Origin of the sequence: Falsiroseomonas selenitidurans (genome assembly GCF_012103215.1) — a bacterium.
Taxonomy (GTDB): domain Bacteria; phylum Pseudomonadota; class Alphaproteobacteria; order Acetobacterales; family Acetobacteraceae; genus Falsiroseomonas; species Falsiroseomonas selenitidurans.
Window position 1 is genome coordinate 47258 of record NZ_JAAVNE010000008.1, and the last position, 25048, is coordinate 72305.

The window sequence follows — 25048 nt, forward strand, 5'->3', positions numbered from 1 at the left end:
CCTCAATTCATCTGGAAGCGCCGACGCAGCGCGAGGCCTGCCAGGAAAGCGAGCGCCAGGGCGAACAGGGATTGCAGCGTGCCGAGGGTGCGGATGGCGAAGCCGAACAGCGAGCCGGGCGTGCCTTGCAGCGCCATCTGGACCGGGTTGTTTGCCATTTGCGTGGGCGTCAGCGTCCAGGGGCCGAAGGGGAAGACGCGCTGCATGGACAGGTGGAGGCATTCCACCCAGACCTGGAGCGGCGGCACGCCGGGAAGGGTCCCGGCGCGCCAGCCGAAGACGAGGGCCGCATAGACGGCGGTGAACAGCGGGATCAGCAGCGCCAGCCAGAACAGGGGCTGGCCGATGGAGCGGCCGTAGTCGGCCACGATGCCATAGAGCCTTGAGAATTGCCGCTCCCACCAAGGGGTGCCGCGCTGGTGGCGGCGCGCCATGAGTTCGAAGGCGTAGAAGACCTGCTCGCGCGACTTGTTGGCGGATTTTTCCATGGCCTGCTTGAGGACGCGGCAGCCGCCTTCGAGCTGCCGCAGGGCTTCTTCTGGGTTCTGCAGGGCGGATGCCTGGGCGCGCTCACGCTGGAAGGTGGCATTGGCGCTTCGCTCATCCGTGTTGTCGAGTTGCAGGCCGCCTTGCAGGATGGCCCCATCGAAGGCGGCGAAGCGGGAGAGGCCGGCACCCTGGAAACTGGCGAGGTCCTTGAACACGGCTTGGTTGAACATGCCGTGCCAGTTGGCCGGCTTGTCTGGCCAGATGATGTCGCGAAAGGATGCGAGTCGGGCAAAGACGGAAGCGCCGAACTCTGTGCGGGTGGCGAAGCGGGCGCGGTCGAATTCGGCCACCCCGCTGAAACGCCATCCTCGGAAGGTGACGACGTGCTGGACTTCGCGCTTGCCCACTGAGTGGAACTTCGCCGCGAAGAAGGACATGAGAAGTTTCGATTCGCCGCTGTCGAAGCTGGCGTCTCCGGAGAAGGTTGCGCCGTAGAAGCTGGCGTATCCGGAGAAGGTTGCGCTGTCGAAGCTGGCGTCTCCGGAGAAGGTTGCGCTGTAGAAGCTGGCGTCTCCGGAGAAGGTTGCGCTGTCGAAGCGGGCGTATCCGGAGAAGGTTGCGCTGTTGAAGCTGGCGTCTTCGGAGAAGTTTGCGCTGTAGAAGCTGGCGTTTCCGGAGAAGGTTGCGCTGTCGAAGCTGGCGTCTCCGGAGAAGGTTGCGCTGCCGAAGCGGGCGTGTCCGGAGAAGGTTGCGCTGTAGAAGCTGGCGCTTCCGGAGAAGGTTGCGCTGTGGAAGCTGGCGTCTCCGGAGAAGGTTGCGCTGTCGAAGCGGGCGGCTCCTGAGAAGGTTGCGCTGTCGAAGCGGGCGTATCCGGAGAAGGTTGCGCTGTTGAAGCTGGCGGTTCCGGAGAATGTTGCGCGCGAAAAATCCGCGCCCTTGGAAAAATTTGCAAATTCGCAACGAAATCCAGCACCCCAGTTCGAAGCGGCAGCCCCTTCCTGCGGCAGGAGGGTGCGGTCGCACACCGCATGGACAACATGATCAGGTCCATCCGGATGGAAGAGCCCCTGGGTCAGGACCGCGCCGGAGAGTTGCGTCCGGCCATCCGGCACTTCTGCATAGCAGAAATGATCGGTCACCGTTTCCGCAGCCGCAGCGATGCGACGGCCGATCACCCCCGCCAGTTTGCCCCGCGCTGCCTCATTCCACCCCGCCTTGGCCGGGGCGCCGCCCTGCCAATGCCATGGCAGATGCGCGATGTGCCAGACCCGCCCATCCGGCCCGGCCACCAACTCCCCCGCAGCCCGCATCGCGGCATCGTCGCGCACCGCGCCCGTCGCCGGGTCGCGCCGCCAATAGGCTTGCAGGTCCATCTCCCCATGCAGGCCGCCATGCACCACACCGCCATTCTTGCCGACCGGATGCTTCATCAGCCCTGCCCAGCAGAAATCCGCCGCCCACCAGCGTGCCCACCATTCGGCCTGCACTTCCGCCGCGCTCTTCGACATGCCCAGCCCGCCCGTCCCGCGACCGCATCTTATCACGATGTCGGATCGGATGGATGCCGTGGGCGGAGGCACGCGGTGGCTTTGCCCATTCGCGTCCCGGCGGGCGGAGGATCAACCCCCCGCCATCGCCGGCCGTGGCCTCTCAGCCACGATGGAAGCGATGGTGCCGCGGCCGCCCCATCATCCCCATCGCCGCCACGCCCGCCGCCGCCAGCACGCCCAGCGTCGTGCCCGGGTTGCGCAGCGCCCTGTTGTACAGGCTGTGGCTGAACTGGTGCCCCTGGTCGCCATAGCGGTGCCCGTCCTGCCCGGCGCTGTGCAGATTGTCCGGCGTGTCGCGCGGCGGGCGGCCGGCCTGCTTCGCGGTCTTGAAGTAGGCGTAGGTGAAGATCCGGTCCGTCAGGCTCGGCACGGTGCGGGCGGCGGCCACCATGCCGCGGCCCCAGCCGCCGACGATCCGGTTGCGGGTCGGGTGTTCCGCCGCATGCAGCACGGCATTCGCCACCACCTCCGGCGCATAGACCGGCGGCGGCACCTGGCTCGCCTCGTCCATGTAGTTCTTCGCGTGCTCGCCGAAGGGCGTGTCGATGCCGGAAGGCTGGATCAGCGTGATCGAAACCGGCGCCCCCTCATGCAGCATTTCCATCCGCAGACTGTCGGTGAACCCCTTCACCGCATGCTTCGTCGCGGTATAGGCGCCGAGCAGCGGGGAGGGCATGTCGGAGGAGATGGAGCCGATGTTGATCAGCGCGCCGCCCCGCCACTTCAACTGCTTCAGCGCCGCGAGCGAACCATGCACCACGCCCCAGTAATTGGTCTGGAAGATGCGCTCATGATCCTCCGGCTTCATCTCCTCCAGCGTCGCATAGACGCCGATGCCGGCATTGTTCACCCAGGTGTCGAAGCCGCCGAATTCGGCCCGTGCGACCTCCGCGATCCGGTCCACATCCCCCCGCACGCCGACATCGGCGACGACGGTCGCGCAGCGCCCGCCCTTGGCGCGGATGCCGGCGCAGATCTCGGCCAGCGCCTCCTCGTTCCGCGCCGCCAGCACCACGGCGGCGCCGCGCGCGGCGGCCTTGCAGGCGGTGGTGAGGCCGATGCCGGAGGTCGCGCCGGTGATGACGATGACCTGCTCGGCCAGCGGCTTGAGGCGGTTTGTCATGGATGTCTCCCGTGTCATGCGGGGGACTCAACCGGTCAGCGCCGCCGATGTTGCCCGTCCTGAACGCCTCGTGAGCCTGGAACCGCCCGGGTCACGCCCTGTCCTGGTTCTCGATGGACCTGGTCAGATGAACTGGCCGCGCAGGAAGCCCAGCGCGGGCAGGGGGCTCCAGGCCTTGGGCAGGTCGGCCCGGCGAATCGGCGCCACCGAGTAGTGCGGCACGGGCTGCTTCGACCGCCGCAGGAAATCCTCATAGGCGGAGACCTGCTGGGCCCGCCACGCCCGGTCCTCCAGCGCCGCCATGCGGTTGCGGTAGACATTGGCGACGCGCGACAGGCGCCCGGCGGTGGCGATCACCGCCCAGAGCGTGTCGTCGTCTCGGCCGCCCGATGAAGGGGTGGCGACAGGGGCGAGGTGCTGCACGGGCCTCAGATCAGCAAACCCGCCGGCTTTGGGTCAAGTGCGGCGTGTGTCACCAGGCCGGCTCTTCCCCGGAATCCCGCTTCATGGGATCAAACCTTCCGGCAAGGAGACGTATCGCCATGATCGACCTCTACACCTGGAACACCCCGAACGGCCGCAAGATCTCCGTGGCGCTGGAGGAGATGGGGCTGCCCTACACCGTGCATGCGGTGAACATCTCCAAGGGCGAGCAGTTCGAGCCCGCCTTCCTGAAGATGTCGCCGAACAACCGCATCCCCGCCATCCACGATCCGGAAGGCCCGGACGGCCAGCCGATCAGCGTCTTCGAATCGGGCGCCATCCTGCTGTACCTGGCGGAGAAGACGGGGAAGTTCCTGCCCGCGGATGCGCGCGGGCGGGTGGCGGTGATGGAATGGCTGATGTGGCAGATGGGCGGCTTCGGCCCCATGCCCGGCCAGGTGCACCACTTCCTGATGCAGCCGGAGGGTCCGGCACGGGATTACGGCTTCAACCGCTACCACACCGAGACCAAGCGCCTGTACGGCGTGCTGGACCGCCGCCTGGCCGGGCGGGACTTCGTGGCGACGGATGGCGAGCCCAGCATCGCGGATTTCGCCATCCTCGGCTGGGCCTGGCGGCATGAACGCCACCAGGTGCCCTTCGACGACCTGCCGAACGTGGCCGCCTGGTACGAGCGGATGATGGCCCGCCCGGCGGTGCAGCGCGGCATGGAGGTGGCGCTGTCCTGAGCCGCGCAATCCGGCCGGCCGGCGCGCTTGCCCCCTGCCGCCCGGCCGGCTAAGGAGAGGGCTGCATACGTCGTGCAACTTCACACCCTGAGGAGGGGTGGCCGAGTGGCTGAAGGCGACGGTTTGCTAAACCGTTATAGGGGTAAAACCCTATCGAGGGTTCGAATCCCTTCCCCTCCTCCAGTCCCTGCGGAATCGTCACGGTAGGCTGCGCCACGGTCCGCAGCCAGCGCCTGGCGCAGACGGGCGTGGATCGCCTGCGTTCGGCCGGGAACCAGCCCATGGCGCCAGCCGGCGCCCCGGGCCCGCCGCCCCCCGGGCTTGCGCCCTGGCTGGGGCGCCGGGCAGTCTGCCGCGCATGACCCCCTCCGACACCGCCCTTTTCACCCCCTCGCGCCAGATCGCGGTCCGCCCCTCCTGGCTTGCGCAGGTTCAGGAGGCGGCGCTGGACCCGGGCCTGCCGATCGTCGATCCGCACCATCACCTCTGGGACCGGGAGGCGGAGCGCTACCTGCTGGCGGACCTGCTGGAGGACACGGCCTGCGGCCATGACATCCGCGCCACCGTCTTCATCCAGTGCGGCGCGATGTACCGCCAGGATGGGCCGACGGAGGCGCGTTCGCTGGGTGAGACGGAGTTCGTCAACGGCATCGCCGCCGCCAGCGCCAGCGGCACCTATGGCCGGCTGCGCGCCTGCGCCGGCATCATCGGCTTCGTCGACCTGACGCTGGGCGACCGCGTGACCCCGCTGCTGGAGGCGCATCTGGCCACGGCGCGGGACCGCTTCCGTGGCATCCGCAACCGCACCGCCTGGCATCCCGCGCCAGCGGTGCGGTCCAACCTGCTCGGCCCGCCGCCGGGGCCGCTGGAGGATCCGCGCTTCGTGGAGGGCGCGCGGTGCCTGGCCCCGCTCGGGCTGGTGCTGGATGTCTGGGCCTACCAGACGCAATTGCCGCTGGTCGCGGCCCTGGCGCGGGCGATCCCTGGCCTGACGGTGGTGGTGAACCATTGCGGCGGGCCGCTCGGCGTCGGCCCCTTCGCCGGGCGCCGCGCGGAGGGCTTCGCCGCCTGGCGGGCGGAGGTGCTGGCACTCGCCGAGTTGCCCAATACGGTGATGAAGCTGGGCGGCCTGGCGATGGAGATCGGCGGGTCCGACCACCACCGGCGCGACCGGCCGCCAGGGTCGGAGGAATTGGCGGCGGAATGGCGCCCGGTGGTGCACACGCTGATCGAGGCCTTCGGCGCCGGGCGCTGCATGTTCGAGAGCAACTTCCCGGTGGACAAGGGCATGGTCGGCTACGGCGTGCTGTGGAACGCCTTCAAGCGCCTGGCCGAGGGCGCCGGGGCGGCGGAGCGCGCGGCGCTGTTCGCCGGCACCGCGACGCGGATCTACAGGCTGGACGAAGCGCCCGGCTGCGACGGGTTGCGGGCGCTGGCTGCGGGCGCCTGAGCCCCTCGAGCATTCTCACCGCAAGCGAAGACGGTGAAACGGCTCCAGCTTATTGTTTCGACGCATTTTCCGAGTCGGCTTGCGAAGCCGCAAGGCTTGAAAATGCCCTAGCCTCCCGGCACCAGCCGCGCCCGTTCCGCCAGGGCTTCCGGCGCATTGGGCCAGGGGTAGAGCCGCAACCCGCAAAAGCCATCGGCCGCCGCCGGCGTGCGCAGTGCCTCGGGCAGGGTGGCCAGGGCGGCATCCTCCGGCGGGCGGGTGGCCCATTCGGTCAGCAGCGCCAGCGGGGGGCGGTCCGTGGTGCCGGTCGGCGTGTCGCGCCCGCGATGCAGCAGGCGGATGCCCTGGGCGCCCAGACCCCGCAGGGCTTCTGCGCCGCCTGCCGAGAGCCAGGCCGCCGCCGCAGCCTCCGCCGCCGCCGGCAGGCGCCACAGCAGCACCCAGTCCGCATCCAGCGGCGCGGCGGCGTCGGTTTCGGCGTCCGGGGCGGGGCCGGCCGGATGGTGGTGGTGGTGGTAGACGGTGCGTGGATTGGCCACCTCGGCCAGCACCGGCGGCCGATGCGCATCGGCCGCGGCCAGGCGGCGGTAGCGGGCGAAGGCCGGACTCTCGAACACCGACCAGCCCGGCGCCTGGTAGATGTCCACGACCGACAGCCCGCCCGAGACTGCGAGGTAGGAGGCGCAGCTGGTGAAGCCGCCCTGGAACAGGTGCGGCGCATGCGCCCCGGCATACCAGCGCGTGAAGCCTGCCAGCGCCTCTGCCGGCAAGCCAAGCTCCACGATGTAGACGATAGCCCGCTGCATGCGCCGTCCTTTCCCGATTCTGTGCCGGCGAGGCATCCGCGCGACGCGGATCGCTTGCTGCGCCGACCGGCCCCGCCCTCGGTCACGCGCGCCGGCCCGGTGCCGTTGCCGGCCCGCGCGGCCAGCGCGGCGCCGGGCTTCACGGCACGCCGATGGCCAGCCCGTCGCGCTGCGGGTCGGCCCCGCCGCGGAGGGTCCCGTCCCACAGGCTGATGCCATGCACGCCGGCGAAGGCGTAGCTGAGCGGCGAGCGGCGCACCCGGTAGCCCATTGCCTCCAGCGCCCTCTGCTCCGCCCGGCCGATGCGGTTGGAGATGTCGATCGCGTCCGAGGTGGCGGAGAAGCGCGGCGCCGAAATCGCCTCCTGCATCGCCATCCCCCAGTCCAGCATGTTGAGGATGACCTGGGCGATGGCGACCGCGATCCAGGCGCCGCCGGGCGCGCCCAGCGTCGCCACCGGCTGCGCGCCCTCGAACAGGATGCTCGGCGCCATGGTGGAGAAGCGCCGCTTGCCGGGGGCGATGGAGCCCGCCCGCCCGGGCCGCGGGTCGAAGGCGTTCATGCCGCCATTCAGCATCATGCCGGTGCCGGGCGGGATGACGCCGGAGGGCAGGCCGAGCGTGTGGGTCAGCGACACCACCATGCCCTGGGCATCGACGCAGGAGACGGTGGTGGTGTCCTTCGCATCGCCGCCCCCGCGCGGCAGCGCGGTGCGTTCGCCGGCGCGGATCGCGGCGGCGCAGGCATCGGCATAGGCATCGGAGAGCAGGTGGTCGAGCGGCGCGGGGGCGAAGCGCGGATCGCCGATATGGCGGTCCTTGTCGCGCCCGGCGATCTTCATCGCCTCCGCCACCACCGCGATGGTGGCCGGCGTGTTGTGGCCAAGCGCCACCAGGTCGAAGCGTTCCAGGATGCGCAGGATCTCGGCCACCAGGATGCCGCCGGCCGGGGGCGGCGGCGTCGCCACGGTGAAGCCGCGATAGGCAACGCGCAGCGGCGCCCGCGGCTCCGGCGCATAGGCGGCGAGATCCGCCGCGCTGAGCAGCCCGCCGGCCGCTTCCATGTCCGCCACGATCCGCCGGGCGAGTTCGCCGGTGTAGAGCGTCTCCGCCCCCTCCCGCGCCACCAGCGCCAGGGTGGCGGCGAGGTCGGGGTTGCGCACCGTGGCGCCCAGCCGCTTCGGCGTGCCATCGGCGGCCAGGTACAGGCGGCGGCCATCCGGGGTGAAGGCCAGCTTGTCGCGATAGCTGAGCCGGCCATAGGCGCGCTCATCCATGTGGAACATGGTCGCGACATGCGGGCGGACCAGCCAGCCTTCCTCCGCCAGCCCGATCGCCGGGCCGAACAGCGCGGCCCAGGGGGTGCGGCCGAAGCGGGCATGCGCCAGCCCCAGGGTGCGCAGGATGCCAGGCACCGTCACCGCCCGGTGGCCCAGTTCATTGGCGTGGCCGCCGATGACGTAGCCGAAGCCGTCCGGGCATTCCCGCTCGAAGCGGTCGGCCCACATCGATTCCGTGCAGGCGGCGGGGGAGACCGAGAGCCCGTCCAGCACCAAATCGGTGCCGCTGGCCGGGTCATGCAGGTGCAGCACGCCGAGCCCGCCCAGGCCGCACATCATCGGATCCACCACGCCCTGCGCCAGGGCGCAGGCGATGGCCGCATCCAGCGCATTGCCGCCGGCGCGCAGGATGGCGGCGCCGGCCTCCGCCGCTTCCGGCTGCGGCGCGACGATCATGGCGCGGGGTTCGGGGAGGCGGCGCTGGGGCTGGGGCATGCGGGTCCTCCGGTCAGGGCGGACGCGAGAGTGGCGCCGCCGGCGCCGCGCCTCAAGCCCAGCCTGCTGCCCGCCTGCCAGGGTGGCGGCCGGATGGCGGCATCAGAAGGTATTGATAAGAGTAAACAAATCGGCGGCGCCGATTCCGCGCCCCGGCCCGATGGTCTACAACCCTCGGGCAACTTTCCAGGCGGGGCGGCAGGCGGCATGACCATGGAGCGGATGGCGCTGAATTCGGACTACCTGTTCCGGCTGGAGCTGGATGTGGCGGCGCCACAGGTGATCGGCGCCGGGCCCATCGGCGACCGCCGCATCGGGGTCATCACCGGCGGGCGCTTCCTCGGCCCGGGCCTGGCCGGCAAGGTGCTGCCGGGCGGCGCGGACTGGCTGCTGACGGCCTCCGATGGCGGCACGCGGCTGGATGTGCGGCTGGTGCTGCAGGCGGCGGATGGGCAGGTGATCGGCCTGACCTACCAGGGCATCCGCCACGCCCCGCCCGAGATCGCCGCCCGCATCGCGGCGGGGGAGGAGGTGGAGCCGGGCAGCTACTACATGCGCGTCGCCATGCGCTTCGAAACCGGCCCCGGCCCGCATGAATGGCTGAACCGGGTGCTGGCGGTCGCCGTCGGCCATCGCTTCCCGAAGGGGCCGGTCTACGACGTCTACGCGGTGCTGTAGGCGGTCAGAGACCGTTCGAGACCAGCAGCGGGTCGGTTCGGCGGCGCTCAGACGGTCTCTCAATCCTCGAAGAAGGGCGTCTCCCGCGCCGGATCGCCGCGCAGCAGCAGGTCCAGGGCGAAGCGCGGCGCGCCATCCGGGCCGGCGCCGTCCTCGGCGGCGACCAGCAGCGGGCGCAGCGCGGCGGGCAGGGCGGCGAGCACCGGATCGACGGCATGGGCCTCGGCGAAGCCGGGCAGGAACACCGTGGTCGCGAGCCGCCCCATGATGCCGCTGCCGATGATCGCGAGGTTGATGTGCGGCGCGCGCGGCCCGGCGGCGTCGCGATAGCCACCGGGGATCACGGTGCGGAAGGCGAAGCGGCCCTCCGCATCGGTCCAGGCCCGACCCCAGAAATGGAAGCCGGGGTCGGCCAGCCGCCAATCCGGGTCGCGCGGATGGCGGAAGCGGCCGGCGGCATCGGCCTGCCAGGCCTCCAGCACCGCATTCACGCAGGGCCCGCCGCCTTCCTGCAGCACCCGGCCGGTGAGCCACATCGGCGCGCCCTGCGCCGTCGGCGGCGCGTCCGGCGTCAGGCGCGTCAGGTCGTTGTCGCCGTCCCGGAAGAAGGTCTGCGGGAAGAAGGGGCCGATGGTCGCCCAGGCGGTGGGCAGCAGCGGGGCGTTCGGGCGGGGCGTCATGGCGCCACCGTCACAGCGGCGGGGTGGCGTGGCGGCCACGCAGCACCAAGTCGTGGGTGAAGCCCTGCCAGTCGCCCTCCACCGCCTCTGGTGACACGAAGCCGGCGATGCAGCGGGCGCGGGCGGCGGCATCGGGCACCGAATTCAGGATGCGGTCGATCGCGTTCAGCGGGTCGCCCGGGAAATACATCTGCGTCACCAGCCGCATCAGCGATCCCGGCCCGAGCACGGAGATATGGATGTGCGGCGGCCGCCACCAGCGCCCGCTGTTCGGCACGGGATAGGCGCCGGGCTTGATGGTGAAGAAGGCGAACCGCCCCGCCGAGTCACTCCGGGTGCGGCCATTGCCGATGAAATCGGGGTCGAGCGGTGCGTCGCGGGTGTCGATCGGGTGGAAGTAGCGGCCGCCGGCATTGGCCTGCCACAGCTCCACGATCGCGCCCGCCACCGGCCGCCCATCCTCGTCCAGCACCCGGCCGCCGACATGGATGAGCTGCCCCTGCGCCATCCGCCCCGGCGCCAGCACCGCGAGGTTGTCATCCCCCGGCCGCAGCTTGCCGGACAGGTCCAGCGGACCTGTCAGCTCCGTCCGGGTCAGCACGCGGCGGAAGGGCGGGCGGGACGGGTTTCGGGTGACGGTGTTGGGGTAGCCCGGGATCGGCACCACCGGCTGGGTGGCCGGGTCCACCGGGTCGAAGCGGTCGGGGATCATCATGCCGTCCTCCGCGGGCCGATGGCGGCCGCCAATTGGCCGACCAGCGCATGCGGATCGGCTTCCAGCGCCGTCACGCCCACCGCGGCGAGGTCGGCGGCGGCCTGCGCCATGGAATAGCCGGCCAGCGCCGCATGGCCCGCCGCCAGGCCGACGAACAGCGGCTTCGGGCAGGGCTTTGCGCGCAGTTGCGCCGCCAGCGCTTCCACCCGGCCCCTCAGGGGGCGGGAGGCGAGGGTGGTGTAGAACAGCACCGCCTCGATCCCCGGCCGCTCCGCCATCTCGAAGGCCAGGGCGAAGCGCTGCGGCGCGGTTTCCGCCGGGCCGCCCAGGGCATTGTCCATGAAGCAGGCGGCGGGGCAGCCGGCATCGCCCAGCAGGTCCAGCATCATCATGCCGAGCCCGGCGCCGGCGGTGACCATGGCGACGCGGCCGCCCGGGATCTCCACCATCTGGTAGCCTTCCGCCCGCGCCCGGCGTTCCAGCGGCGTCATCCCCGCTTCCTCCAGCGCCGCGGACAGCGCCGTGGCCGCGGGGTCGTGGCGGAAGCCGGCCGCGTCGTCCCGCACCGCCTTGCAGTCGCAGGCGACAAGCCCGCCATCGGCCAGCAGGGCGAGGGGGTTGATCTCCAGGCTTTCGAGATCCTCCGCCACCATCACCCGGGCCAGGCGCAGCACCAGCCGGGCCAGTCGCGCGGCGAGGTCCGGGGCGAAGCGGCCGCGCAGGGCGCGCAGGCTGTCGGGCAGGGCGGCGGGGCTTTCGGGCAGGATGTGCCAGCGCAGCGGCGGCGCGCCGGCCTCCACCTCCACCCCGCCTGCCGCGGCGCACAGCACTTCCAGCGCCTGGGCGGTGCCATCCACGCGCAGCGCCAGGAAGATCTCCTGCACGATGGCCACCGGCCGTTCCAGCAGCAGCGGCGCCGCCGCGTCGCCCAGCTGCGCGCGGATCGCCGGGATGGCGGCGGCGCCGCGCTGCACCAGGCCCCGCTTGCCGCGGCCGCCTTCCAGGATCTGCGCCTTCACCACCGCATCCGCCCAGCCCGGCGGCGGCGCGGCATCCCGCAGCAGCACGCCATCCGGCAGGGCGATGCCATGGCGCCGCAGCGCCGTCTTGCCGTCCCACTCCGCCAGCCGCATCGTGCCCCCCTGTTCCTTTTTCTGCCGCGTCCAGGACGAAGTCGAAGCACCATGAACCCGCTGCACCGGGCGCCGCAACGTGTCGTCGTCGTCAATCCCACCGGCCGCTACGCCCGCGCCCAGGTCGCCGCCATGCGGGCGGCCGGCACCGCGCTGGTGGCCGGCATCGCGCCGGGCCGCGGCGGCACGCAGATGGACGGCCTGCCGCTGTTCGACGACTTCGCCGACCTCGATTCGCCCGCCGATGCCGCGGTGCTCTACACGCCGCCGGAAGGCGTGCTGGATGCGGTGAGGGGGGCCATCGCCGCGCGCATCGGGCTGATCGTCGCGGCGGCCGAATACGTGCCGGTGCATGACAGCCTGAAGGCGGCGGCGGCGGCGCGGGCCGCGGGCGCCTGGCTGGTCGGGCCGAACACGCTGGGCCTGTGCCTGCCGGGCCGCGCCCTGCTGGGTTCCATCGCGCCGGAATTCTGCCGCCCCGGCCGCGTCGCGCTGCTGTGCCGCAGCGGCACGCTGACCCTGGCCCTGGCGCGGCTGCTGACCGAGGCCGGCATCGGCCAGAGCGCCGTCATCCACATGGGCGGCGATTTGGTGATCGGGCGCAACCCGCCGGAATACCTCGCCCTGCTGGCCGAGGACCCGGGCACCGCGGCGGTGCTGTATTGCGGCGAGCTGGGCGGCGACAAGGAATACGCGCTGGCCGATGCGCTGCCCGGCTTCGGCAAGAGGCTGGTCGCGCTGGTGATGGGCCGCCACGCGCCGGACGGCACGCGGATGGGCCATGCCGGCGCCCTGGCGGGGGCGGAGCGGGAGACGGCGCGGGCCAAGCTGGCGGCGCTGGACGCGGCCGGCGCCGTGGCGGTGGAACGGCCGGAACAGGCGGTCGCGGCGCTGCGGGGCTTCTGAGGACAGCAAGGCCCGCCGCCGGCGCGGGGTCCGGACCCCGCCAGCCACGCGCGGGCTTGCATCGCGCCGCAGCACGGCGCGATCCTGCCGCCACGACGAAGCGGCGCGGAAGCCGCTCGCCTGGGGAAGGAAACACGAGCATGCTTCGCAGGACCCTGATGGGCGCCTCAATCGGCGCCTCCCTGGCCGCGCCGGCCCTGCTGGGCCGGGCGGCCCAGGCGCAGACGCGGCTGCGCTGGGCGCATGTCTATGAGACCAACGAGGCCTACCACACCGAGGCCCTGTGGGCGGCGCAGCAGATCGCCGCGCGCACCTCCAACCGCTGGGCGATCGAGGTCTTCCCGGCCAGCGCGCTCGGCAACGAGCCGACCATCAACCAGGGCCTGGCGCTCGGCACGGTGGACATGATCTACACCGGCGTCGCCTTCGCCGGCGCCACCTACAAGCCCATCGCGATCGGCAACGCGCCCTATGTGTTCCGCGACTACGGGCACTTCATGGCCTACCGCAACAGCGACCTGCTGCGGGAGATGATGGACGGCTACAACCGCCAGTCCCGCCACAACGCCCTGGCGCTGACCTATTACGGCCAACGCCATGTCACCGCCAACCGCTCCGTCATGCGGCCGGAGGACATGCGCGGCATGAAGCTGCGCGTGCCGCAGGCGCCCCTGTTCCTGATGTTCACGCGCAGCGTCGGCGCCAACGCCACGCCGATCGCCTTCGCCGAGGTCTACCTGGCGCTGCAGCAGGGCACGGTGGACGGGCAGGAGAATCCGCTGCCGACGATCCAGGCGAAGAAGTTCTACGAGGTGCAGAGCCACATCTCGCTGACCGGCCACATCACCGAAAGCCTGCTGACCATCGTCTCCGGCAACACCTGGCGGCGGCTGAGCGATGCCGACAAGGCGGTGTTCACGGAGGTGCTGAAGGAGGCTTCCAGCCGCGCCACCCAGGCGATCCGCACGGCGGAACTGTCGCTGCCGCCCTGGTTCGCGCAGCAGGGCAAGACGGTGCAGGAGCCGGATCGCGCCGCCTTCCGTGCCGCTGCCGTGCCGCTGCACAATGATGCCGGCGCCGGGGCTGGCTGGACCAGGGACCAGTACGACCGGCTGCAGGCCATCGCCAGCCTGGCCGGCTGACCGGGGATGGCGCGCCCGGAAGCGCCCGGGCGCGCGCCCTCAGGCCACCACCAGCGGGGTGAAGGCCTGGCGCCGGGCAATGGCCGCCAGGTCCCAGGCGATGCCGTTGCCCGGCTCCTCCGGCGGCGTCGCATGGCCGTCCCGCACCACCACGCGGCTTTCGGCGATGTCGTCCAGCTGCGGGATGTGTTCCAGCCAGCCGCCATTGGCCACGGCGCAGACCAGCGGCAGATGGAGTTCCATCAGGAAATGCGGGCAGACCGGCACGTTGAAGGCCTCCGCCATGTGGGCGACCTTCAGCCAGGGCGTGATGCCGCCGATGCGCGCCACATCCACCTGCACCACGGAACACGCGCCGCGCGCCAGGTAGTCCCGGAACTGCGCCGGGTGGTACAGGCTTTCGCCGACCGCGATGGGGATGCGCGTGGCGGCGGCCAGCCGCACATGGCCTTCCACATCCTCGGCCGGCAGCGGTTCCTCGTACCAGGCGAGATCGAGGCCGGCGGCCTCGAAGGCGCCGGCCCGGCGGATCGCCTCGGCGACGGAAAAGCCCTGGTTGGCGTCGGTCATGATCTGGAAGGCGTCGCCGACCGCCTGGCGCACCGCGGACAGCCTTCGCAGATCCTCCGCCAGCAGCGGCCGACCGACCTTGATCTTGCAGCCGGCGAAGCCCTGGCCGCGGGCGGCTTCCGCATCCGCCACCAGCGCCTCCGGCGCCAGGTGCAGCCAGCCGCCTTCGGTGGTGTAGACCGGGATGCGCGGACGGGCGCCGCCAGCCAGGCGATGCAGCGGCAGCCCCGTCCGCCTGCCGCGCAGATCCCACAGCGCGGTGTCGATGGCAGCGAGGGACAGCGCCACCAGCGGGCCCACCGACAGCGCATGCGTCAGCATGAACAAATCCTGCCAGATCCGCGCGATCTCCTCCGCCTCCCGCCCGATCAGGCGCGGCACCAGGTGGTCGCGCAGCAGGGCGACGATGGAACTGCCGCCATGGCCGATGGTGTAGGTGTAGCCGGTGCCGGTCGCGCCATCCGCGTCCGTGATGCGCAGCATCGGCGTTTCCTGCGCCAGGAAGGACTGGATCGCGTCGCTGCGCGGCACCTTCGGCACCAGGTCGACCTGCAGGATCTCCACCCGCCGGATCACCGCCATTGTCTTCATCCTCCCCCGAAGCGGGCGGATGCTACGCGCTTGCCCAGGGAGATGCAGCTTGTCCAGGACCGATGACGACATCTTCGCCACGCTGGTGCAGGAGGAAGCCGGCGGCCCGGAGCCGCCGCCCGACCTGGCGCCGGAGGACTTGCTTTCCGTGCTGCTGTTCTGGGGTCTGGCCGGCATCGTCTTCCTGCAGTTCTTCAGCCGCTACGTGCTGAACGACAGCATCGCCTGGACCGAGGAGATCGCGCGCTACCTGCTGATGGCGCTGGCCTTCAGCGGCAGCGCCATGGCGGCGCGGCGCGGGTCGCACATCGCGGTGGAATTCCTGCCGAACATGCTGCCCGCCGCGGCGCGGCGCTGGATGTTCCTGCTGGCCGGGCTGCTGGCGGTGGCCTTCTATGCCATCGCCGTCCTGCTCTGCTGGCAGGTGGCGGAGATCATGGAGACGCAGCCGATGGTGGTGATCGACTGGCCGCTGTCATGGGTCTACTGGGCGATCCTGGCGGGGCTGGTGATGACCACGCTCCGTGCCGTCCAGGCCACCTGGCGCCGCTTCCGCATCGGCGAGCCCGACCGCGCGGCCGATCCCTCCCTCGGCACGCTGAAGCTCTAGGGCCGCGCCATGACCTCCATCCTGTTCCTGGCCTTCCTGGGCCTGCTGGCGCTCGGCGTGCCGGTGGCCGTCGCGCTCGGCGCCGGGTCGCTGATCTATGTCTGGTTCGACCAGTCCGTCCCGCCGCTGGTGGTGCTGCACCGCATGGCGTCGGGCATCGACAGCTTCCCGCTGCTGGCCGTGCCCTTCTTCGTCATGTCCGGCAGCCTGATGAATTCGGCCGGCATCACGGAACGCATCTTCAGCTTCGCCACCGCGCTGGTCGGCTGGCTGCGCGGCGGGCTGGGCCATGTGAACGTGGTGGGCAGCGTGATCTTCGCCGGCATGTCCGGCACCGCCGTGGCGGATGCCGGCGGGCTCGGCAGCATCGAGATCAAGGCGATGCGCGACCACGGCTATCCGCTGCCGTTTGCCGTTGGCATCACCGGCGCGTCCTCCACCATCGGGCCGATCATCCCGCCCTCCCTGCCCATGGTGATCTATGGCGTGATGGCCAATGCCTCGATCGGGCAGCTCTTCGCCGCCGGGCTGATCCCCGGCCTGCTGATGGCGGTGACGCTGATGGGCACCGTCACGGTCATGGCCTATCGCCGCGGCTGGGATGCGGATGCGCAGTTCCGCTGGGCGCGGCTGGGCCACACCGGCAAGCGAGCCTTCCTCCCGCTGATGACGCCGGTGCTGCTGGTGGGCGGCATGACCACCGGCGCCTTCACGCCGACCGAGGCCGCCATCGCCGCCACCTTCTACGCCCTGTTCCTGGGCTTCGTGGTGTACCGCTCCCTGACGCTGCGTTCGCTGCTGCGGGTGACGCAGGAGACGATCGAGACCACGGCGGTGGTGATGCTGATCGTCGCCGGCGCTTCGATCTTCGGCTGGCTGGTGACGACGACCCGGGTGACGGAGGAAGTGGCGGCGCTGGTGCTGTCCATCACGCAGGAGCCCTGGCTGGTGCTGCTGCTGGTGAACATCCTGCTGCTGGTGGTGGGCTGCTTCCTGGAGACCATTGCCGCCATCACCATCCTGGTGCCGGTGCTGCTGCCGCTGATGCTCAAGATCGGCGTGGATCCGGTGCATTTCGGCGTGCTGATGGTGCTGAACCTGATGATCGGCCTGCTGACGCCGCCGGTCGGGATGGTGCTGTACATCCTGGCACGGGTCTCCGGGTTGAGCTTCGAGCAGACCATGAAGGCCTGCGCGCCCTTCCTCATCCCGCTGTTCCTGTGCCTCGGCCTCGTCACCTGGTGGCCTGAGATGGTGCTGTGGCTGCCGACGCTGATCTACCGCTAGCCGCCGGGTGGGGCAGGGGGCGCGACCCCTGCCCATCGCGCCTCAGCCGGCGCGGATCCCGGCGCGGGAGACCAGTTCCTTCCACTGCGGCACCTCCGCCGCCAGCCGCGTGCGCAGCCGGTCCGGACCGTCCAGCAGCAGGGTCGCGCCGCTTTCCTCCATCCGGGTGGCCAGCGCATTGCCGCGCGCCAGCGGCGCCACCGCCGCGGCCAGGCGCTGTACCACCTCGGGCGGCGTGCTGGCCGGGCCGAACATGGCGTACCAGATGGTCATGGCGTAGCCCGGCACCGCCTCCCCGATCGCGGGGGTGTCGGGCATCACCGGCGTGCGCGCCGCCCCGGTCACCGCGATGGCCTTCAGCCTTCCCTCCCGCACATGGCGCAGCGCCTCGATCGTGCCGGTCACCAGCAAATCCGTATCTCCGGCGTAGAGCGCGGTGACCGCCTGGCCGGCGCCGCGATAGGGCACGTGCAGCAGCTCGATCCCCGCCCGCACGCCCAGCAGCGCGCCGCCCAGATGGGTGGTGGAGCCGACGCCGGAGGTGCCGTAGGTGATCGCCCCCGGCCGCGCCTTGGCGCGCGCGATCAGGTCCGCGAGGTCCTTGATGGGATTGTCCGGCTTGGCCAGCAGCACCATCGGCGCCTCGCTGACCATCGTGATCGGCACCAGGTCGCGGAACGGGTCGTAGCCCGGATTCGCCATCAGCGCCGGCAGGATGGCGACCGAGGAGGTGGTGACCAGCAGCGTGTGCGGGTCGTTCGCCTGCACCACCGCCTGCACGCCCAGCGAACCGCCGGCGCCGGGCTTGGGCTCCACCACCACCGGATGGCCGAGCTTCGGCCCCAGCGCATCGGCGATGAAGCGGGCCGGCACCTCCACCGGGCCGCCGGCCGCGAAGGGCACGATGAAGCGCACGGGCCGGTTCGGCCAGGCGGCCTGTGCACGCGCGGCGACCGGCAGCAGGCCGAGCGCCCCGGCGCCGGCCATGAGGCCACGGCGGGTGATGTTCATGATTTTCGTCTCCATCCCTTACCGTTGACAGCATCAACCAACCTCCCCCACACACGCAAGCACCGATGGGGAGGAGGGGTTTCGCATGCGGTTTCGCGGTCGCCATCCGGCGCTGCCTGGGCCCGGCGCATGAAGCCGCTGGAAGGCCTGCGCATCCTCGACCTGTCGCGCGTGCTGGCCTGCCCCTTCGCCACCATGCTGCTGGCCGAGCTGGGCGCCGAGGTGGTGAAGGTGGAACAGCCCGGCGCCGGCGACGAAACGCGCGGCTTCGAGCCCTTCTTCGATTTCGGCACCAGCGGCTATTTCCTGGCCTGCAACCGCGGCAAGCGGTCCATCACCGTGGACATGCGCAAGCCCGGCGGCCGCCAGGTGATCCGCGACCTGGCGGCGCAGGCCGATGCGCTGGTGGAGAATTTCCCGACCGGCGCCCTGGCGCGCCGCCAGCTGGATTTCGCTTCCCTGCGCGCGGTCAACCCGCGCCTCGTCTACCTGTCCTGCACCGGCTTCGGCCAGACCGGCCCCTATGCGAGGCGCAAGGGCTACGACACGGTGTTCCAGGCCATGGGCGGGCTGATGGGCCTGACCGGCGAACGCGGCGGCGGGCCGGTGAAGCCGGGCCTGCCGGTGGCGGATCTCTCCTCCGGCCTGTGGGTGGCGATCGCCCTGCTGGCCGCGCTGCGCGGGCGGGATTCGACGGGGCAGGGGGCACATGTCGATTTCTCCATGCTGGATGGGCAGGTGGCGCTGCTGACCATCGCCGCCGCGCGGTTGTTCGCGCTCGGCGAGGTGCCGCCGCGGCTTGGCACGGAACATCCCGGGCGGGTGCCGACCGCCAGCTTCCGCTGCGCGGATGGCCGCTTCCTGCACATCACCGCCAGCGACCAGCATTGGGCGCCGCTGTGCCGGGCGCTGGACCTGGGTGACCTCGCCGCGCTCGACAGCAACGCAGCGCGGCTGGAACAGCGCGGGCGGATCATGGAAGCGATGGCGGCCGCCCTCGGCGCGATGACGCGGGCGCAGGCGGTGGCGGCGCTGGATGCGGCGGATGTGCCGAACGGCCCGGTGCTGGCGTTAGACGAGGTGGTGGCGGACCCGCATGTGCAGGCGCGCGGCAGCGTGGTGCCGGTGGCGCATGGCGCGGCCACCCACCCGGCGCTGCGCCTGCCCTTCCGCTTCGACGGCTTCGCCGACCCCGCGCCGCTGCCGGCCCCGGCGCTGGGCGCCGACACTGACGCGGTGCTGGCCGGGCTCGGCTACGACGCGGCGCGCATCGCCGCGCTCAGGGAGGAAGGCGCGATATGACGGAGCCGCTGCTGTACACGCAGGATGATGGCCTGGTGACGCTGACGCTGGACCGGCCGCAGGCGCGCAACGCGCTGAACCTGGCGCTGGCCGAGGCGCTGGCCGCCGCCTGCCGCCGCGCCACCGAGGCGCAGGCCCGATGCGTGCTGATCCGCGCCAACGGCCCGGTCTTCTGCGCCGGCGCCGATCTCAAGGAACGCCAGGGCATGGACGACAATGCGGTGCGCGCGCGCCGCGTGAAGGGATTCTGGGCGTATGAATCCATCGAGCGCCTGCCGATGCCGTCCATCGCGGTGGTCGAGGGACCCGCGGTGGGCTCGGGGGTGGAGATCGCCGCGGCCTGCGACCTGGTCCTCGCCACGCCCGGGGCCAGCTTCAAGACGCCGGAGGCGCTGTGGGGCACCGTCGGCGCGACGCAGCGCCTGCCCCGCATTCTCGGCAAGCGGCTGGCCAAGGACATGATGTTCACCGGCCGCGTGCTGACGGCGGCGGAGGCGCTGGCCGCCGGCCTCGTGGCGCGGCTGGTGGCGCCCGATGCGCTGCAGGCCACGCTGGCGGCGATGGTCGCGCCCATCCTGAAGGCGCCGCCCTCCGCGCTGGCGCTCGCCAAGCGCTGCATCGACGAGGGGCTGGAGCGCGACCCACGCGGTGCCCTGGCAACGGAGCTGATGGCGATCGAGGATAGCCTGGCCGCCGCGGAATGGCGCCAGGCCATGGCGGGCTTCGGCCGATGAACTGGACCACGCGCCTCGGCGACCTGCTCGACGCCAATGCCGCGACCCGCGGCGCTGAGGAGGCGCTGGTGGCGGAGGGCGTGCGGCACAGCCATGCGGCGCTGCGCGCGGCTGCCCGCGGGGTGGCGCGTGGCCTGCTGGCGCTCGGCGTGCGGCGCGGCGATTTCGTCGGGCTGCTCATGGGCAATGACGCGAACTGGGTGGCCGGCTTCTACGGCGCGGCGCTGATCGGCGCGGTGACGGTGCCGGTGAACACCCGCTTCAAGCCGCCCGAGATCGCCTTCGCGCTGGGCCGCGCCCGCTGCCAGGTGGTGCTGCTGGCCGGCCGCTTCCTGAACATCGACTTCGCCGCCGCGGTGGACTCCGTGCGCGGCGACCTGCCGGACCTGCGGCATGTGGTGGTGGCCGGCACGCCGGGCTGGGACGCGTTCCTCGCCCAGGGGGTGGAGGAGGCCGCGCTGGATGCGGCGATGGCCGCGGTGGCGTCGGAGGATGTGCTGCTGGTGCAATACACCTCCGGCACCACGGCACACCCGAAGGGCGTGCTGCTGACGCACCACAACATGCTGCGCAACGCCACGGCCTGCGCCGCGAAGCTGGGCGTGCGGCCGGATGACCGCTACCTGAACTGCCGGCCCTTCTTCCATGTCGCGGGCTCCACGCTCTCGCTGCTGGTCTGCCTGGCCACCGGCGCGGTGATGGTGACGCCCCAGACCTTCGAGGCCGGCGCGGCGCTGGACCTGCTGGAGCGGGAGCGCTGCACCCTGACCTCCGGCAACGACGCCATCTTCCAGTTGCTGATGTCCCACCCGCGCTTCGACCGCGCCCGGCTGCACCTGCGCGGCGGCTGGGCCGCGGCGGGGCCGGAGACGATGCGCCGGATCGTGGAGGAGATGGGCGTGCCCGATTTGTGCTGGGCCTATGGGCTGAGCGAGGCCTCGCCGAATGTCGCGCTGTCGGACCACCGCGAAGCCGTGGCCGACCGCATCGCCGGCGGCGCGGTACCGCATGAGGGACTAGCGGTGCGCATCGCCGACCCCGCCACCAACGCCGCGCTGCCGCCCGGCATGGCGGGCGAGATCCAGGTGCAGGGCTGGTCCATCATGCGCGGCTACCTGCACGATCCGGAAAACTCGGCAAAGGCCTTCACGCCGGATGGCTTCCTGCGCACCGGCGATCTCGGCACGCAGGATGCCGATGGCCGGCTGCGGATGGTCGGCCGAATCAAGGACGTGATCCGCGTCGGTGGCGAGAATGTCGCGCCGGCCGAGGTGGAGGAGGTGCTGTCCGCCCACCCCGCCGTCGCGCTGGCCCAGGTGGTGGGCGTGCCGGATGCGCGGCTGGTGGAGGTGGTGGCCGCCTTCGTGCAGCTGCGCGACGGCGCGCGGGTGACGGAGGCAGAGCTGCTGGCCTGGCTGAAGCCGCAGCTCGCCAATTTCCGCCTGCCGCGGCACCTGCGAATCGTGCCGGGCTTCGATTCCATCGGGATGACCGCCAGCGGCAAGGTGCAGAAGGTGAAGCTGCGGGCGCATGCGCTGGAAGTACTGGGCCTCGGTTCATGACATCCGCATGAAAAGAGGATTCGTCCAGGCGGTCTCCGTGGTTTGATTAATTTGCCCTTCACATGGCCGCCTCGATTCTCCATCTACGGCGTTACGCTCATGTCGATGGATATCCCGTCGCCGCGCGGGGGGATTTGGGGATGTTGTCGGATGGCGCAGCACTGCGGTCGGTCCGCCGGCCGGAGGACGCGCCGCGGCAATGCGCTGCCCTGCCGCTGACCGGCAGCGGTGACGGCCTGCGCGTGGTGATGGTGACCAGCCGCGCGACGCGGCGCTGGGTCATCCCCAAGGGATGGATCGAGCCGGGCGAGGCGCCGCACCGCTCCGCCGCGCGGGAGGCCTTCGAGGAGGCCGGCATCCTTGGCGAGACCGAGCCCGAGCCGATCGGCCGCTTTGTCTACAACAAGCGCAAGGCCCGAGGGGTGCTGCTGCTCTGCGAGGTGCTGGTGTTCCGCCTGCGCGTCGAAAGCGTGCTGCCGGACTGGCCGGAGCGGCGGGAACGCGACCGGCTGCTGGTGCCGCCCGAGGTCGCCGCCGCCATGGTGGCGGAACCCGAGCTTGCCGCGCTGCTGCGCGGCATCCGCCGGTAAGGCACGCGGCGTACCCGCCTCAGCGCCGATCCGCCGCCGTGTTGGCATAGGCGCGGCCATAGCGCGCTTCCAGCCGGCGCTGCACCAGGTCCCACAGCGTGGTCATAACCAGGTACCAGAAGGCGGCGGCCAGGAACAATTCGAGCACCAGGAAGCGTTCCTGGATCAGGATCTGCGTCCGCCGAAGCAATTCCTCCATGGAGATCACGCTGGCGACGGAGGTGGTCTTCAGCAGCCCGTTCACCGAATTGCCCAGCGGCGGGATGATGATGCGGAAGGCCTGCGGCCAGGTGATGGTGCGGAACACCTGCCGCCGCGACAGGCCCAGCGCCAGCCCGGCCTCCCGCTGCCCCGGCCCGACGGCGGAGATGCCGGAGCGCACGATCTCGCTGAGATAGGCGGCCTCGTTCAGCGCCAGGCCCAGCAGCGCCGCTTCGGTGACGCCGAGGCGGATGCCGAACAGCGGCAGGCCCGTGTAGATCAGCAGCAATTGCACCAGCAGCGGCGTGCCGCGGAAGATCCAGCAATAGAAGGCGGCAAGGCCCGCCAGCCCGCGATGGCCGGACAGCCGCATCAGTGCCACCAGCACGCCGAGCACCAGCCCGCAGACCAGGGAAGCCGCCGTCAGCCACAGCGTCGTCAGGGCGCCTTCCAGCAGGAAGGGATTGAACAGGTAGTCGAAGAACCCCTGCCAGGACCAGATATGCATGTGCTCAGTTTCCGAAGTCGGGGGGCGGCAGGTCGAAGGCCGCCAGGGCGTCGCAGCGCGCGGCGACGCCACGCAGCAGTGGATAGGGATCGAGGTCGCAGCCCAGCCGGGCGGAGGCACGAAGCTGCGGCACCAGGTGAATCTCCGCCCAGCCCGGCACGGTGCCGTAGCAGAAGGGAAGCGGCACCGCGCGCCGCGCCAGCATCGCTTCCAGGGCGGCCAGCGCCTCGGCGGTCCAATGCGCCACCCAACCGGCCTGCGACGCCTCCGGCAGCTGCCGGCGGATGCGCTGCACGGTCACGGGGTGAAGGTCGCTGGCGATGTGCTGGGCGAAGCTGCGGGCCTGGGCGCGGGCGATGGGATCCGGCGGCAGCAGCGGCGGTGCCGGCACCAGCTCCTCGATCAGCTCCAGGATCGCGGTGGCCTGTGCCACCACGCGCCCATCCGCCAGGACCAGGGCCGGCATCAATCCCTGCGGGTTGATGCCGCGCCACGTGGCCCGCGGCAGGGCCGGCGCATCGACGCAGCGCAGCGCCAGCCCCTTCAGCCGCAGCGCGATGCGCACCCGCTCGCCGGCCGAGTTGCGGCCATGCGTGAACAGCCGCGCCCCATGCAGCGCGGCGCTCACGCAGCCCTCGTCATTGCGGGCCGACGACCTCGAAGCCCGCCGTGTACTTGCTGACGCCGTAGCGGTCGAACAGCGCGTCGTAGCTGCCATCCGCCTTCATCTCGGTCAGCACCTTGGCGACTTCCTGCGCCAGCACGCGGGACCGCATGGCGAGGCTGGCAGGGGTCGGGAACAGGCCGTGCAGCACGCGGGGGAAGTCGCCGCGCTGGTCGTATTCGGCCGCCACCGCATCCACGCTCGTCACCGCCTGCACCTGGCCGGCGCGCAGCGCCTGGAAGGCGATGGCGAAATTGTCGAAAGTGCGGATGGTGATCGCCGCCTTGCCGCGCGCGACGAGGTCGGCGGACAGCGCGCGGGTGCGGCCTTCCTCGAAGCCGCCGAGCTCCACGCCCACCGTCTTGCCGGCCAGGTCATCGACGCTGCGGATGTTCAGCGGATTGCCGCGCGCGGCGGAAAGCGCCACCGCCGCGTTCTCGTAGCGCAGCATCTGCATCATCTGCGCCCGCTGCGGCGTGAAGAAGGTGCCGGTGTTGATCATGTCCCAGCGCCGCGCCGCCAGGCCCGGGATCATCGCGCTGAACTCGATGCGCACCCATTCCGGCGTCAGGCACAGGCGCTTCGCGATCTCCATGCCGAGATCGTAGCGCAGCCCCTGCAACTGGCCCTGCGCATTGACGAATTGCAGCGGCGGCAGCGTCGGGTTGATCGACATCACCAGCGTGCCGGGCTTGATGAGCTCGGCATTGGCGACGCGTGGCGTGCAGCCGGCCGGGGCCTGGGCGGAGGCCGCGGGGGCGAAGACGGGCGAGGCGGCGGCGGCGAGAACCGCGGCCAGCAGAAGACGACGCATTTCGTGAAACTCCCTGTTGTTGTCGTGAAGGATGTCAGGCGGCCTGGCGCGCGCCCTCGGCCAGCAGGCCCATGTGCTGCAGCACGGCGCCGAGCGTCGCCATGTCCGCGCCCGGCAGTGGCAGCCGCGGCGGCCGCGGGTCGCCCATCGGCATGCCCATCAGCCGAAAGCCCGCCTTGGTGCCGGAGACGTAGCGCGGTCCGCCGACGAAGGGCAGCAGCGGCATCAGTTGCCGGTACAGCGGCAGCGCCTTGTCCATGTCGCGGTCGAAGGCCGCGGCGTGGAACATGTCCGTGCTCAGCTTCGGCGCCAGGTTGGAACACACCGCGACCCAGCCGATCGCACCGAGCCAGGCGCTCTCGTAGCCGAGCACACCCGCGAAAACCTCCATGCGGTCGCCGCAGAGGTCGACGATGTCGCGCACGCGCGTCACCTCCAGCGTGCTTTCCTTCACGTAGAGGCAGCTTTCGATGGTCGCCAGCCGCGCCAGGATCTTCGGCGTCAGGTCCACATTCGCCGTCGCCGGGTTGTTGTAGACCATGATGGGGATGCCGATGGCATCCGCGACCGTCTTGTAGTGGAGGTACAGCTCGTCCTCGGTCGGCACCGAATAGAAGGGCGGGATGATCATCACGCCATCCGCGCCCAGCGCCTCCGCCTCACGCGACGTGCGCACCACCTCGCGCGTGTCCTCCGCGCCGGTGCCGATCAGCACGGGCACGCGGCCGGCGGCGGTCTTCACCACCGTCTCGACGATCGCCGTGCGTTCCTCGGGCGAGACCGACAGGAATTCGCCGGTGGAGCCGAGCGGGATCAGGCCGCGTATACCTTCGCGGATCTGGAATTCGACCAGCCGCTCCAGCGCCTTCAGATCCACCGCCGCGCCGCCTTCCGTGAAGGGCGTGATCAGGACCGTGTAGCAGCCGCGAAACTTTTTCCCATGCGCCATCGGCTTGCCCCCATCGCCCGAACCGCCATCATCCATG

General features: G+C 71.3%; 25 protein-coding genes and 1 tRNA gene. 12 read left to right on the forward strand and 14 right to left on the reverse strand.

Annotated elements, in window-relative coordinates; all coding sequences use genetic code 11:
• Positions 1 to 2: 2 nt before the first annotated feature.
• From HEQ75_RS07030 to HEQ75_RS07040, 3 genes are all read right to left on the reverse strand, one after another.
• Entirely contained in the window at positions 3 to 1997 is a 1995-nt protein-coding gene (locus tag HEQ75_RS07030; protein ID WP_168028665.1) for a pentapeptide repeat-containing protein, read from the reverse strand.
• 142 nt (positions 1998 to 2139) lie between these two features.
• Positions 2140 to 3162 carry an SDR family oxidoreductase gene (locus HEQ75_RS07035; protein WP_168028667.1) on the reverse strand — a complete coding sequence of 341 codons (1023 nt, stop codon included), beginning with the start codon at positions 3160 to 3162 and terminating at the stop codon, positions 2140 to 2142.
• Positions 3163 to 3285: 123 nt separating this feature from the next.
• A complete protein-coding gene (locus tag HEQ75_RS07040) occupies positions 3286 to 3585 on the reverse strand; it encodes a hypothetical protein (protein WP_168028669.1) in 300 nt (99 codons plus the stop codon).
• A 119-nt stretch (positions 3586 to 3704) separates the two neighbouring features.
• Between HEQ75_RS07040 and HEQ75_RS07045 the strand changes: the two genes are divergently transcribed.
• The 3 genes from HEQ75_RS07045 to HEQ75_RS07055 all read left to right on the forward strand — a co-directional run bounded on the left by HEQ75_RS07045 (position 3705) and on the right by HEQ75_RS07055 (position 5784).
• Complete coding sequence (locus HEQ75_RS07045; RefSeq protein WP_168028671.1) at positions 3705 to 4334, forward strand: glutathione S-transferase family protein; 630 nt, start codon at positions 3705 to 3707, stop codon at positions 4332 to 4334.
• A gap of 91 nt (positions 4335 to 4425) precedes the next feature.
• Positions 4426 to 4517, forward strand: a tRNA-Ser gene (locus tag HEQ75_RS07050).
• A gap of 175 nt (positions 4518 to 4692) precedes the next feature.
• Positions 4693 to 5784, forward strand: a complete 1092-nt coding sequence (locus HEQ75_RS07055; protein ID WP_168028673.1) for an amidohydrolase family protein — start codon at positions 4693 to 4695, stop codon at positions 5782 to 5784.
• A 107-nt stretch (positions 5785 to 5891) separates the two neighbouring features.
• Here HEQ75_RS07055 and HEQ75_RS07060 read toward each other — a convergent pair whose 3' ends face one another.
• Positions 5892 to 6590 carry a hypothetical protein gene (locus tag HEQ75_RS07060; protein WP_168028675.1) on the reverse strand — a complete coding sequence of 233 codons (699 nt, stop codon included), beginning with the start codon at positions 6588 to 6590 and terminating at the stop codon, positions 5892 to 5894.
• Positions 6591 to 6729: 139 nt separating this feature from the next.
• The gene (ggt, locus tag HEQ75_RS07065; protein ID WP_235961363.1) at positions 6730 to 8364 is read right to left on the reverse strand and encodes a gamma-glutamyltransferase; all 1635 of its coding nucleotides are present in this window, start codon (positions 8362 to 8364) and stop codon (positions 6730 to 6732) included.
• Between the two features lie 207 nt (positions 8365 to 8571).
• Here ggt and HEQ75_RS07070 point away from each other — a divergent pair, with 207 nt between their 5' ends.
• Positions 8572 to 9042 carry a DUF3237 domain-containing protein gene (locus HEQ75_RS07070; protein WP_209318392.1) on the forward strand — a complete coding sequence of 157 codons (471 nt, stop codon included), beginning with the start codon at positions 8572 to 8574 and terminating at the stop codon, positions 9040 to 9042.
• Positions 9043 to 9101: 59 nt separating this feature from the next.
• Here the strand turns inward: HEQ75_RS07070 and HEQ75_RS07075 are convergent, their stop codons facing one another.
• The 3 genes from HEQ75_RS07075 to HEQ75_RS07085 are packed head-to-tail and all read right to left on the reverse strand — an operon-like array spanning position 9102 to position 11570.
• Positions 9102 to 9722 carry a dioxygenase family protein gene (locus tag HEQ75_RS07075; RefSeq protein ID WP_168028677.1) on the reverse strand — a complete coding sequence of 207 codons (621 nt, stop codon included), beginning with the start codon at positions 9720 to 9722 and terminating at the stop codon, positions 9102 to 9104.
• A 10-nt stretch (positions 9723 to 9732) separates the two neighbouring features.
• On the reverse strand, positions 9733 to 10437 hold the full coding sequence (locus HEQ75_RS07080) for a dioxygenase family protein (RefSeq protein ID WP_168028679.1): 705 nt from the start codon (positions 10435 to 10437) through the stop codon (positions 9733 to 9735).
• Positions 10434 to 11570, reverse strand: a complete 1137-nt coding sequence (locus HEQ75_RS07085) for an ATP-grasp domain-containing protein (RefSeq protein WP_168028681.1) — start codon at positions 11568 to 11570, stop codon at positions 10434 to 10436. The genes HEQ75_RS07080 and HEQ75_RS07085 overlap by 4 nt, the downstream gene beginning before the upstream one ends.
• 51 nt (positions 11571 to 11621) lie before the next feature.
• Between HEQ75_RS07085 and HEQ75_RS07090 the strand changes: the two genes are divergently transcribed.
• Positions 11622 to 12476 (forward strand): CoA-binding protein, encoded by an 855-nt coding sequence (locus tag HEQ75_RS07090; RefSeq protein WP_168028683.1) that lies wholly within the window; start codon positions 11622 to 11624, stop codon positions 12474 to 12476.
• Between the two features lie 140 nt (positions 12477 to 12616).
• Positions 12617 to 13618 carry a sialic acid TRAP transporter substrate-binding protein SiaP gene (locus HEQ75_RS07095; protein ID WP_235961365.1) on the forward strand — a complete coding sequence of 334 codons (1002 nt, stop codon included), beginning with the start codon at positions 12617 to 12619 and terminating at the stop codon, positions 13616 to 13618.
• 39 nt (positions 13619 to 13657) lie between these two features.
• Here HEQ75_RS07095 and HEQ75_RS07100 read toward each other — a convergent pair whose 3' ends face one another.
• Positions 13658 to 14770: a mandelate racemase/muconate lactonizing enzyme family protein gene (locus HEQ75_RS07100; RefSeq protein WP_168028685.1), complete on the reverse strand. Its 1113-nt coding sequence runs from the start codon at positions 14768 to 14770 to the stop codon at positions 13658 to 13660.
• 58 nt (positions 14771 to 14828) lie between these two features.
• Between HEQ75_RS07100 and HEQ75_RS07105 the strand changes: the two genes are divergently transcribed.
• Positions 14829 to 15389 carry a TRAP transporter small permease gene (locus tag HEQ75_RS07105; protein ID WP_168028687.1) on the forward strand — a complete coding sequence of 187 codons (561 nt, stop codon included), beginning with the start codon at positions 14829 to 14831 and terminating at the stop codon, positions 15387 to 15389.
• Positions 15390 to 15398: 9 nt separating this feature from the next.
• On the forward strand, positions 15399 to 16676 hold the full coding sequence (locus tag HEQ75_RS07110) for a TRAP transporter large permease (RefSeq protein WP_168028689.1): 1278 nt from the start codon (positions 15399 to 15401) through the stop codon (positions 16674 to 16676).
• A gap of 42 nt (positions 16677 to 16718) precedes the next feature.
• Here the strand turns inward: HEQ75_RS07110 and HEQ75_RS07115 are convergent, their stop codons facing one another.
• Positions 16719 to 17687: a Bug family tripartite tricarboxylate transporter substrate binding protein gene (locus HEQ75_RS07115; protein WP_168028691.1), complete on the reverse strand. Its 969-nt coding sequence runs from the start codon at positions 17685 to 17687 to the stop codon at positions 16719 to 16721.
• Between the two features lie 129 nt (positions 17688 to 17816).
• Between HEQ75_RS07115 and HEQ75_RS07120 the strand changes: the two genes are divergently transcribed.
• The 4 genes from HEQ75_RS07120 to HEQ75_RS07135 all read left to right on the forward strand — a co-directional run bounded on the left by HEQ75_RS07120 (position 17817) and on the right by HEQ75_RS07135 (position 21875).
• Positions 17817 to 18989: a CaiB/BaiF CoA transferase family protein gene (locus HEQ75_RS07120; protein ID WP_168028693.1), complete on the forward strand. Its 1173-nt coding sequence runs from the start codon at positions 17817 to 17819 to the stop codon at positions 18987 to 18989.
• Entirely contained in the window at positions 18986 to 19723 is a 738-nt protein-coding gene (locus tag HEQ75_RS07125) for an enoyl-CoA hydratase/isomerase family protein (protein WP_168028695.1), read from the forward strand. The genes HEQ75_RS07120 and HEQ75_RS07125 overlap by 4 nt, the downstream gene beginning before the upstream one ends.
• Positions 19720 to 21285 carry a class I adenylate-forming enzyme family protein gene (locus HEQ75_RS07130; RefSeq protein ID WP_168028697.1) on the forward strand — a complete coding sequence of 522 codons (1566 nt, stop codon included), beginning with the start codon at positions 19720 to 19722 and terminating at the stop codon, positions 21283 to 21285. The genes HEQ75_RS07125 and HEQ75_RS07130 overlap by 4 nt, the downstream gene beginning before the upstream one ends.
• A gap of 140 nt (positions 21286 to 21425) precedes the next feature.
• Positions 21426 to 21875, forward strand: a complete 450-nt coding sequence (locus tag HEQ75_RS07135) for an NUDIX hydrolase (RefSeq protein ID WP_168028699.1) — start codon at positions 21426 to 21428, stop codon at positions 21873 to 21875.
• A gap of 19 nt (positions 21876 to 21894) precedes the next feature.
• On the opposite strand, the gene HEQ75_RS07140 is transcribed toward HEQ75_RS07135, so the two are convergent.
• The 4 genes from HEQ75_RS07140 to HEQ75_RS07155 are packed head-to-tail and all read right to left on the reverse strand — an operon-like array spanning position 21895 to position 25047.
• Positions 21895 to 22584, reverse strand: a complete 690-nt coding sequence (locus HEQ75_RS07140; RefSeq protein ID WP_168028701.1) for an amino acid ABC transporter permease — start codon at positions 22582 to 22584, stop codon at positions 21895 to 21897.
• Between the two features lie 4 nt (positions 22585 to 22588).
• The gene (locus HEQ75_RS07145) at positions 22589 to 23212 is read right to left on the reverse strand and encodes a glutathione S-transferase N-terminal domain-containing protein (RefSeq protein WP_209318393.1); all 624 of its coding nucleotides are present in this window, start codon (positions 23210 to 23212) and stop codon (positions 22589 to 22591) included.
• A 10-nt stretch (positions 23213 to 23222) separates the two neighbouring features.
• Positions 23223 to 24062: an ABC transporter substrate-binding protein gene (locus tag HEQ75_RS07150; protein WP_168028705.1), complete on the reverse strand. Its 840-nt coding sequence runs from the start codon at positions 24060 to 24062 to the stop codon at positions 23223 to 23225.
• A gap of 34 nt (positions 24063 to 24096) precedes the next feature.
• Positions 24097 to 25047, reverse strand: a complete 951-nt coding sequence (locus tag HEQ75_RS07155; protein ID WP_235961367.1) for a dihydrodipicolinate synthase family protein — start codon at positions 25045 to 25047, stop codon at positions 24097 to 24099.
• Between the last annotated feature and the right edge of the window lies 1 nt (position 25048).